This is a genomic window from Nocardia farcinica (assembly GCF_029867845.1).
Taxonomy (GTDB): domain Bacteria; phylum Actinomycetota; class Actinomycetes; order Mycobacteriales; family Mycobacteriaceae; genus Nocardia; species Nocardia farcinica_A.
Map to the genome: position 1 here is coordinate 1 of NZ_JARWRU010000347.1, position 9,321 is coordinate 9,321.

Genomic DNA, 9,321 nt, shown 5'->3' on the forward strand with positions numbered 1-9,321 from the left:
GCGCGCGCGAGCATCATCGACCCGGCCGCCGCCGTCAGGACCGGCGCGCCGAGCGCCGCCGTCACCCAGGCCTGCGCCCCGCCCAGCCCGGCGGCCGCGCCGACCGCCACCGCCAGCTTGGCGTCACCGGCGCCGCACGCCGCCGGGGCCGCCAGATGCACCGCCAGGTAGGGCGATGCCAGCAGCAGTGCGCCGACCACGGCGGGCCACGGCCTTCCGGTCGCGAGGGCGTAACCGAATACCGCGAGCGCGCCGGCGCCGGTGAGCGCGTTGGGCAGCCGGCGCACGCGGAGATCGACGGCGGCGAGCACGGCGCACCAGAGTGTGAACAGGACGAGGGCTGCGGTGGTCATGGAGCCGGTGGTCATGGAGCCGGTGGTCATGGAGCCGGTGGTCATGGAGCCGATGGTCACGGAGCCGGTGGCGGTCATGGACTCAGCGTGCCTCGGCCTGCGTGCTCGCGGCAGAGCCGGAAAGCCGGTTGTGGACAACGAATTCCGTTGTGGATACCCGGTGTGCCGGATTCCGGGTCGGGGCGAGCTCGCCGCACGTCCGAGCGTGGTTACGCGGTGGCGGAAGCCGTGCCGTCGATGTTCGCTCCGGCGGGCCGGGGCGGTAGCGTGGAGAACATGTCTGCAGATCGCGCGGGTCTGGCGCCCGACTACGCCGCGCGCCGGAGTGCGCTGCGCAGCCTGCTGGTGGAGAACGGGGTGGACGCCCTGCTGGTCACCGACCTGGTGAACATCCGCTATCTCTCCGGGTTCACCGGCTCCAACGCCGCGCTGCTCGTGCACTCATGGGATCTGCCCGACGCCGAGGAACGCACCGTCATCGGCACCGACGGCCGTTATCGCGATCAGATCGCCCGGCAGGTCCCCGACCTGTGCGCCGAGATCGCGCGGGCCACCACCCGCCGCATCGTGGAACTGGCCGGCGAATGGCAGCTCGGCCGGGTCGGCTTCGAGAGCCACGTGGTGACCGTGGAGCAGCACCGCGCGCTGGTCGAACAGCGCACCGGTCTCGACCTGGTCCCCACCACCGGCCTCGTCGAGCAGTTGCGCACCGTCAAGGACGAGTACGAGATCGAGCAGTTGCGACTGGCCTGCGCGGCAGGCGACGCCGGTCTGGCGACCCTGCTCGAGCGCGGCGGGCTGCGGCCGGGGCGCACCGAACGCCAGGTCGCCCGTGACCTCGAGTGGGCGATGTTCGAGCACGGCGCCGAGGCGGTGTCCTTCGAGACCATCGTGGCCACCGGCGCGAATTCCGCGGTGCCGCACCACCGCCCCACCGACGCGGTGCTTGCCACGGGCGACTTCGTCAAGATCGACTTCGGCGCGGTGGTCGGCGGCTATCACTCCGACATGACCCGCACCTTCGTCCTCGGGTCAGCGGCGGACTGGCAGCGCGAGGTGTACGCCCTGGTCGCGGAGGCGCAGCGGGCCGGATGCAAGGCGCTGCGCCCCGGCGTGCAGGCCACGGACGTGGACGCTGCCTCGCGGTCGGTCATCGAGGCCGCGGGCCACGGCGATCTGTTCGTGCACGGTCTCGGCCACGGGGTCGGGCTGCGCATTCACGAAGCGCCGGGAATCGCCAAGAACGCGCCCGGTATGCTTCTTTCCGGCGTGGCGGTGACCGTCGAGCCCGGTGTGTACTTTCCTGGCCGCGGCGGCGTCCGGATCGAGGACACGCTCGTGGTTCGTGAAGGGGGACCCGAACTGCTCACCCGCACCAGCAAAGACCTGACCGTCGTCGACTGACGACGGTAGCCGAGAACTAGGAGATCCGAGGACAGTGGCGGACACCAGCGACTTCAAGAACGGCCTCGTGCTGAAGATCGACGGTCAGCTCCAGCAGATCGTCGAATTCCAGCACGTCAAGCCGGGCAAGGGCCCCGCCTTCGTGCGCACCATGTTCAAGAAGGTCGTGCCCGGAAAGATCGTCCACAACACCTACACCGCCGGCGTGACGGCCGAGACCGCGACAGTCGACCGTCGCGACATGACCTACCTGTACCACGACGGCAGCGACTACGTCTTCATGGACGGCGAGACCTTCGACCAGATCTCGATCTCCGAGGCCACCATCGGTGACGGCGCCCGCTTCCTGCTGGAGAACATGAACGTCCAGGTCGCCATGCACGAGGGCGCCCCGCTCTACGTCGAGCTCCCGGTGTCGATCGAGCTGGTCGTCCAGCACACCGACATCGGCCTGCAGGGCGACCGCTCCACCGGCGGCACCAAGCCCGCCACCCTGGAGACCGGCGCCGAGGTCCAGGTGCCGCTGTTCATCAACACCGGCGACAAGCTGCGGATCGACTCGCGCGACGGCAGCTACCTCGGCCGGGTCAACGCCTGATCGACAACGTCCACGGCGGTAGCCGGATTCGCCGCGAGGCGGGACCGGCTACCGCTTCCATGTGTACAGACGGGATGATGTGACTGTGGCCGAACAGCCCGCGGACAAGAAGTCCTACAAGAAGCTCGGCGCCCGGCACAAGGCGAGGCGGCGTGCGGTGGACCTGTTGTTCGAGGCGGAGGCCCGCGACGTCGACGCCGCGGACCTGCTGGCCGAGCGCGGTGATCTGGCCGCCCGGGACAGCTCGGTGGCGCCGCTGCACGCCTACACCCGCACCCTCGTCGAGGGCGTCGCCGACGAACTGGAGCGCGTCGACAGCGCCATCGAGTCCTACCTGCAGGACTGGACCCTGTCCCGGTTGCCCGCCGTGGACCGCGCGATCCTGCGGGTCGCGGTGTGGGAGCTGTTCCACGCCGCCGACGTGCCGCCGGTGGTGGCCGTCGACGAGGCGGTGGAGCTGGCCAAGGAGCTGTCCACCGACGACTCGCCCTCCTTCGTCAACGGCGTGCTCGGTCAGGTCGTGCTGGTCGCGCCGCAGGTGCGCGCCGCCGCCGCGGCCACGAGGGCGTCCGAGCAGGAGCCCGAGGCGTGAGCACCAAATACCTGGTCATGGCGATGCGCACGCCGCGCTATGACGATTCGGTGATCCAGCCGCACCGCGACTTCCTGGCGGAGCTGCTCGAGCGCGGCCTGCTGGTGGAGAGCGGGAAGTTCGGCGACGGCAGCGGCGGGGCATACGTGATCCTCGCCCCCGACCTCGCGGCGGCGCGCGCGCTGGCCTTCGCCGATCCACTGCACACAACCGGCGCCTCCGAGCTCACCGTGCACGAATGGGAGATCACCCTCTCGGCCTGAATTGCCGCGACCGGTCCGGCTCCCACCGTGGGTGTACGGGCCGGTGGGAGCCGCCGGGTCGGCGAACCGCACCGGTGCGCGTCCGGGGAGAGCGAGTGGACGCGGGACCGATTCTGCGACCTCGAGTGCGGTTCAGGTCAACACCGGACACATGGATCAACGCACTCCGCGCGGGCGGAACTGGATGCTGATACGAGGGCCGACCGGTTTGCGGGTTTTCGGGACGGCGTGCTCCCAGGTGCGCTGACAGGAGCCGCCCATGACCAGCAGGTCGCCGTGGCCGATCTCGTATCGGATGCTCGCGCCGCCGCGGCGGGGGCGCAACAGCAGAGCGCGCGGGGCGCCGAGGGAGACGATGGCGACCATGGTGTCGTGGGTGGCGCCGCGGCCGATGGTGTCGCCGTGCCAGGCGACGCTGTCGCGGCCGTCCCGGTAGATGCACAGGCCCGCGGTGCGGAAGGGTTCGCCGAGTTCGGGACCGTAGTGCGCGCTGAGCGCGGCGCGGGCCTCGGTGAGGATCGGGTCGGGCAGTTCGGCCTGCTCGGGGTAGAAGCACAGCAGGCGCGGCACGTCGACCACGCGGTCGTACATCGGGCGCCGCTCGGCGTGCCAGGGGACCTCACCGGCCAGTCGCTCGAACAGGGCGTCGGCGCCGGTGAGCCAGCCCGGCCGCAGATCCACCCAGGCCCCGTCGCCGAGGTCGGTGCGGCGGGTGGATGCCAGCGAGCCGAGCGCGGCTTCGCCGAAGCCGTCGAGCAGGGAGCCCTGCAGCCATGCCGTCACCTGCGCGACGGTACACCTGTTCGAACATGTGTGCTAGTGCGGATCGGCGAAATTCGGACATCTCGGGCCGTTCGCCGGACCGGGCAGGCGTATTCCCCTAACGTCGGGGAACGTGGGAGCGGTCGGCGGCGGCCGCGGTCGGATCGCGGGGGAACCGGGGATGGTGGAGTACGGCCGGGTGCCGACGGCGGGGGTGGCGATGACGGCGATCGGCGTCGCGGTGATCCGCGCGCGCGAATCGGACCGGCCCGACCGGCTCTACGACGACCCCTACGCGCGCCTGTTCGTCCGTGCCGCGCACGCCCAGTTCGCGGGCACGCCCGACGGCGAGGACCGGTGGGCGGGCATGCTGGAACTGGCCGACGCCTTCTACGAGGGTCGCACCCTCACCGTCCGCATCGTCGACGACGGGGTGACGGCCGCGGCGGCGGTGGGCTGCGAACAATTCGTCCTGCTCGGCGCCGGCCTGGACACCCGCGCCTTCCGCATGCCGCTGACCGCGCGCACCCGCTTCTTCGAGATCGACCTGCGCGAACTGTTCGCCTTCAAGGAGTCGGTGCTCGACCGAGCCGGGGTGACGCCGGTCTGCGAACGGATCACGCTGTCGGCCGATCTGCGCGGCGACTGGGCGGAACCGTTGCGCGCCGGCGGGTTCCGGCCCGAGGCGCCGACGCACTGGGTCGAGGAAGGGGTGCTCGGCTATCTGTCCACCGAGGCCGCCTGGGCCGTCGTCGACACCATCACCCGGCTGTCGGCGCCGGGGAGCACCTTGCAGATCGGGCAGTTCGCGGTGTCGGCGCGGCAGCCGAAGTACGCGGCGCTGGGCAGCCTCGTGCGTGCAGGCAGGCCCGCGGCGCGCGCGAGCGGTCTCGGCGCGCAGGCACGCGGCGGTCTGGAGCGGCGGGGCTGGCGCACCGAGTTCCGGCCGTGGGAGGAACTGGTCGTCCCGCTTGGCCGCACCGCGCCCGCCGACGAAACCGGGGCGGGCCTGCTGTTCGCCGTGCGGCGGTAACCGGGGACACATCGGGCGCGCGAGGCCCCGTCCGGCGGCCGCGGGTGGGGCGGCTCACACACGGCTGTGCCTGCCGAAAGACCCGTTCGGGCCGCTGTTAGGCTGCAAGCCGTAAGACATCCTTTAACGGACCGTCCGGTGAGGCGGGGAAGGAGGTCGGCATGGCCGTGCCCGGAGACCGGGCGGCTGGGTCTGCCGAGACTGCCAGGAACAGCGAGCAGTCGCAGCGCCACACTCCCGAGTGGCTCGCCGCGGGCCGGGAGTTGCTGTCGCCTTCCGATGTGGGGCGGACCATCGCGCGCATGGCGCATCAGATCATCGAGAAGACCGCGCTGGACGCGGGCTCCGACGCCCCCCGCGTGGTCCTCATCGGCATCCCGACCAGGGGCACCACCCTGGCCGCGCGGTTGACCGACAAGATCGAGGAGTTCTCCGGGGTGCGTCCCGCCCTCGGCTCTCTCGACATCACCCTCTACCGCGACGATCTGCGCACCCGCCCGCACCGCCCGCTGGAGCGCACCTCGGTGCCCACCGGCGGTATCGAGGACGCGCTGGTCGTGCTCGTCGACGATGTGCTGTTCTCCGGCCGTACCGTGCGCTCGGCTCTCGACGGCCTGCGCGACCTGGGCAGGCCCCGCGCCGTGCAGCTGGCCGTGCTGGTCGACCGCGGCCATCGGGAGCTGCCGATCCGCGCCGACTACGTCGGCAAGAACGTGCCGACCTCGCGTACCGAGGACATCTCCGTGCTGCTGACCGAGCACGACGGTCGTGACGGCGTGTACCTCCACCACGAGGAAGCGTGAGCATGCGACACCTGTTGAGCGTGACCGACCTGGATCGGGCCGCCGCCACCGAACTGCTCGACGAGGCCGAGCGTTTCGAGCAGGCGCTGCTCGGCCGCGAGGTGCACAAGCTGCCCACGCTGCGCGGCCGCACCGTCATGACGGTCTTCTACGAGAACTCCACCCGGACCCGCGTCTCCTTCGAAGTGGCGGGAAAGTGGATGAGCGCCGACGTGATCAATGTCAGCGCCAGCTCGTCGTCGGTGTCCAAGGGCGAATCGTTACGTGACACCGCGCTGACCCTGCACGCGGCGGGCGCGGACGCGCTGATCGTGCGCCATCCGGCCTCCGGCGCGGCCCACCAGATCGCGCACTGGATGGACGGCTGGGCCCGCGAGTCCGGCCGCACCAGCGGCCCGGCGATCATCAACGCCGGTGACGGCACCCACGAACACCCCACCCAGGCACTGCTGGACGCGTTGACCCTGCGCCAGCGGCTCGGCGACATCGAGGGCAAGCGGGTGCTGATCGTCGGCGACATCCTGCACAGTCGGGTGGCCCGCTCCAACGTGTTCCTGCTGCGTACGCTGGGCGCCGAGGTCGTGCTCGTCGCGCCGCGCACGCTGCTGCCGGTGGGGGTGGAGAGCTGGCCCGCGCGGGTGTCGCATCATCTGGACGCCGAGCTGCCGGGCGCCGACGCGGTGCTGATGCTGCGCGTGCAGGCCGAGCGCATGAACGGCGGGTTCTTCCCGTCGGCCCGCGAATACGCGGTGAACTACGGATTGTCCGAGCGGCGGCTGGCAATGCTGGAAGAGCACGCCGTCGTCATGCATCCCGGTCCGATGCTGCGCGGTATGGAGATCGCCTCCGCCGTGGCCGACGCACCGCAGACGGCGGTGTTGCAGCAGGTCACCAATGGTGTGCACCTGCGCATGGCGGTGCTGTTCCGGCTACTGGTCGGCACCAGGGAGGCGATCGCGTGAACGACATCGATCGGGAGGAGACGGCATGAGCGGGCTGCTGATCAAGGGCGCCCTGATCTACGGCGAGGGCGAACCGGTCGACGTCTTCATCGACGAGGGCGAGATCCGCCAGATCGGCACCGACCTGGGTGTCGTGGACGCCGAGATCGTCGAGGCGCGCGGTCAGGTGCTGCTGCCCGGCTTCGTCGACCTGCACACCCACCTGCGCGAACCCGGCCGCGAGGACACCGAGACCATCGAGACCGGCTCCGCCGCCGCCGCGCTCGGCGGCTACACCGCCGTCTTCGCCATGGCCAACACCAACCCGGTCGCCGACTCGGTGGTCGTGACCGACCACGTGTGGCGGCGCGGGCAGGAGGTCGGTCTGGTCGACGTGCACCCGGTCGGCGCGGTCACCGTCGGACTGGCAGGCAAGCAACTCGCCGAGATGGGCACCATGGCCGCCGGCGTCGGGGGCGTGCGGATGTTCTCCGACGACGGCCACTGCGTCTACGACCCGCTGATCATGCGCCGCGCCCTGGAGTACTCGAACTCCCTCGGCGTCCTGATCGCCCAGCACGCCGAGGAGCCGCGGCTGACCCAGGGCGCGGTCGCGCACGAGGGCCCGACCGCCGCCCGGCTCGGCCTCGCGGGCTGGCCGCGCGCCGCCGAGGAGTCCATCGTCGCCCGCGACGCCCTGCTCGCCCGCGACGCCGGGGCCCGCGTGCACATCTGCCACGCCTCCACCGCGGGCACGGTCGAGCTGGTGAAGTGGGCGAAGGCCCAGGGCATCGCGATCACCGCCGAGGTCACCCCGCACCACCTGCTGCTCGACGACTCGCGGCTGGCGACCTACGACGCGGTCAACAAGGTCAACCCGCCGCTGCGCGAGGCCTCCGACGTGCAGGCGCTGCGCCGTGCCGTCGCCGAGGGGATCATCGACTGCGTCGCCACCGACCACGCCCCGCACGCCGAGCAGGACAAGTGCTGCGAGTTCTCCGCCGCCCGCCCTGGCATGCTCGGTCTGGAGACCGCGCTGTCGATCGTGGTGGAGACGCTGGTGCGCCCCGGGCTGCTGGACTGGCGCGGCGTGGCGCGGGTGATGAGCGAGCGGCCCGCGCGGATCGTCGGCCTGGACGACCACGGCAGGCCGATCGAGGTGGGCGAGCCCGCCAACCTGACCCTGGTCGACCCCGAGGCCGAATGGACGGTGCGGCCGAAGGAGCTGGCCAGCATCTCCGACAACACGCCGTACGCGGAGATGACCCTGCCCGGCAAGGTCACCGCCACCTTCCTGCGTGGGCGGATCACCGCGCGCGACGGGGTCGCGGCGGCGCCGCTGAGCGTGGGGAGCGCCTAGTGGATCTGGAGAGACTGCTCTGGGTGCTGGTGTGCGTGCTGCTGTTCGCGCTCGGCGTCTGGGGGATGTACCGCGGCTGGGTGAACCGGGCCGCGCGGCAGGCCGAGCGCATCGGTGAGCTGCCGTCGGTGCCCGAGGATCTCGGCGCGCAGGTGCTGGAACCGACGACCGGGCTGTACCTGGGCAGCACCATCGCGCCCAGCTGGCAGGACCGGATCGCGGTGGGAGATCTGGGCTTCCGCGCCACCGCGGAGCTGACGAAGTTCGAACGGGGGATCCTGCTCGAACGCGACGGGGCGGCGACCATCTGGATTCCCGCCGAATCCGTGACGGCCATCCGCACCGAACGCGGGCATGCGGGCAAGGTGATGACGGAAGATGGTGTGCTGGTAATTCGCTGGAAGCTGCCGACCGGAACCGAGATCGACACCGGTTTCCGGGGAGACGACAAGACGGTGTACCCGGCGTGGGCCGCGTCGATGACGAAAGAAGACGACTGAATGAGCCAGAAAGCAGGCGCAGACAACGCAGCTGCCCTCGTGCTCGAGGACGGCCGGGTGTTCCGGGGTACCGCCTACGGCGCGGTGGGACAGACTCTCGGCGAGGCGGTGTTCTGCACCGCGATGACCGGGTACCAGGAGACCCTGACCGACCCGAGCTACCACCGCCAGATCGTGGTGGCCACGGCCCCGCAGATCGGCAACACGGGCTGGAACGAGGAGGACGACGAGTCCCAGAAGATCTGGGTCGCCGGATACGCCGTGCGCGACCCCGCGCGGCGGGCCTCCAACTGGCGGGCCACCACCACGCTGCCCGACGAGCTCCAGGAGCAGGGCGTGGTCGGCATCGCGGGCATCGACACCCGCGCGCTGGTGCGCCACCTGCGCACCCGGGGGTCGATGAAGGCGGGCATCTTCTCCGGCGACGCCCTTGCCGGCACCGAGGAGCTGCTGGCCAGGGTCAACGGCCAGCCCTCCATGCTCGGCGCCGATCTGGCCGAGGAGGTCTCCACCGACTCGCTCTACACCATCGAGCCCGAGGGCGAGCCCCGCTTCACCGTGGTCGCCGTCGACCTGGGCATCAAGACCAACACCCCGCGCATGTTCGCCGAGCGCGGCCTGCGGGTGCACGTGGTGCCCTCCACCACCTCCCTGGACCAGCTGCTCGAGCTGAAGCCCGACGGTGTGTTCCTGTCCAACGGTCCCGGTGACC

Annotated in this window: 12 protein-coding genes; 10 read left to right on the forward strand and 2 right to left on the reverse strand. The window is 71.1% G+C overall.

Going from position 1 to position 9,321, the window contains the following annotated elements:
- On the reverse strand, positions 1 to 431 hold a 431-nt coding region (locus QH283_RS07425; RefSeq protein WP_280502276.1), incomplete at its 3' end, for a prepilin peptidase.
- 198 nt (positions 432 to 629) lie between these two features.
- Here QH283_RS07425 and QH283_RS07430 point away from each other — a divergent pair.
- From QH283_RS07430 to QH283_RS07445, 4 genes are all read left to right on the forward strand, one after another.
- Entirely contained in the window at positions 630 to 1,757 is a 1,128-nt protein-coding gene (locus QH283_RS07430) for a M24 family metallopeptidase (protein WP_280502277.1), read from the forward strand.
- A 34-nt stretch (positions 1,758 to 1,791) separates the two neighbouring features.
- The gene (gene efp / locus QH283_RS07435) at positions 1,792 to 2,355 is read left to right on the forward strand and encodes an elongation factor P (RefSeq protein ID WP_280502278.1); all 564 of its coding nucleotides are present in this window, start codon (positions 1,792 to 1,794) and stop codon (positions 2,353 to 2,355) included.
- 85 nt (positions 2,356 to 2,440) lie between these two features.
- Positions 2,441 to 2,947 (forward strand): transcription antitermination factor NusB, encoded by a 507-nt coding sequence (gene nusB, locus QH283_RS07440; protein WP_280502279.1) that lies wholly within the window; start codon positions 2,441 to 2,443, stop codon positions 2,945 to 2,947.
- On the forward strand, positions 2,944 to 3,210 hold the full coding sequence (locus QH283_RS07445; RefSeq protein ID WP_280502280.1) for a YciI family protein: 267 nt from the start codon (positions 2,944 to 2,946) through the stop codon (positions 3,208 to 3,210). The genes nusB and QH283_RS07445 overlap by 4 nt, the downstream gene beginning before the upstream one ends.
- A gap of 156 nt (positions 3,211 to 3,366) precedes the next feature.
- On the opposite strand, the gene QH283_RS07450 is transcribed toward QH283_RS07445, so the two are convergent.
- The gene (locus tag QH283_RS07450) at positions 3,367 to 3,993 is read right to left on the reverse strand and encodes an alpha-ketoglutarate-dependent dioxygenase AlkB (RefSeq protein WP_432420677.1); all 627 of its coding nucleotides are present in this window, start codon (positions 3,991 to 3,993) and stop codon (positions 3,367 to 3,369) included.
- A gap of 160 nt (positions 3,994 to 4,153) precedes the next feature.
- On the opposite strand from QH283_RS07450, the gene QH283_RS07455 reads away from it, so the two are divergent.
- The 6 genes from QH283_RS07455 to QH283_RS07480 all read left to right on the forward strand — a co-directional run.
- The gene (locus QH283_RS07455; protein WP_280502281.1) at positions 4,154 to 5,005 is read left to right on the forward strand and encodes an SAM-dependent methyltransferase; all 852 of its coding nucleotides are present in this window, start codon (positions 4,154 to 4,156) and stop codon (positions 5,003 to 5,005) included.
- A gap of 161 nt (positions 5,006 to 5,166) precedes the next feature.
- Positions 5,167 to 5,808, forward strand: a complete 642-nt coding sequence (gene pyrR / locus QH283_RS07460) for a bifunctional pyr operon transcriptional regulator/uracil phosphoribosyltransferase PyrR (RefSeq protein ID WP_280502282.1) — start codon at positions 5,167 to 5,169, stop codon at positions 5,806 to 5,808.
- A gap of 2 nt (positions 5,809 to 5,810) precedes the next feature.
- Positions 5,811 to 6,770 (forward strand): aspartate carbamoyltransferase catalytic subunit, encoded by a 960-nt coding sequence (locus QH283_RS07465; RefSeq protein ID WP_280502286.1) that lies wholly within the window; start codon positions 5,811 to 5,813, stop codon positions 6,768 to 6,770.
- A 25-nt stretch (positions 6,771 to 6,795) separates the two neighbouring features.
- Positions 6,796 to 8,109 (forward strand): dihydroorotase, encoded by a 1,314-nt coding sequence (locus QH283_RS07470; protein ID WP_280502283.1) that lies wholly within the window; start codon positions 6,796 to 6,798, stop codon positions 8,107 to 8,109.
- A 5-nt stretch (positions 8,110 to 8,114) separates the two neighbouring features.
- Positions 8,115 to 8,609 (forward strand): transporter, encoded by a 495-nt coding sequence (locus tag QH283_RS07475; protein WP_280502287.1) that lies wholly within the window; start codon positions 8,115 to 8,117, stop codon positions 8,607 to 8,609.
- Positions 8,610 to 9,321: carbamoyl phosphate synthase small subunit (locus QH283_RS07480; RefSeq protein ID WP_280502284.1), on the forward strand; the 712-nt coding region annotated here is incomplete at its 3' end.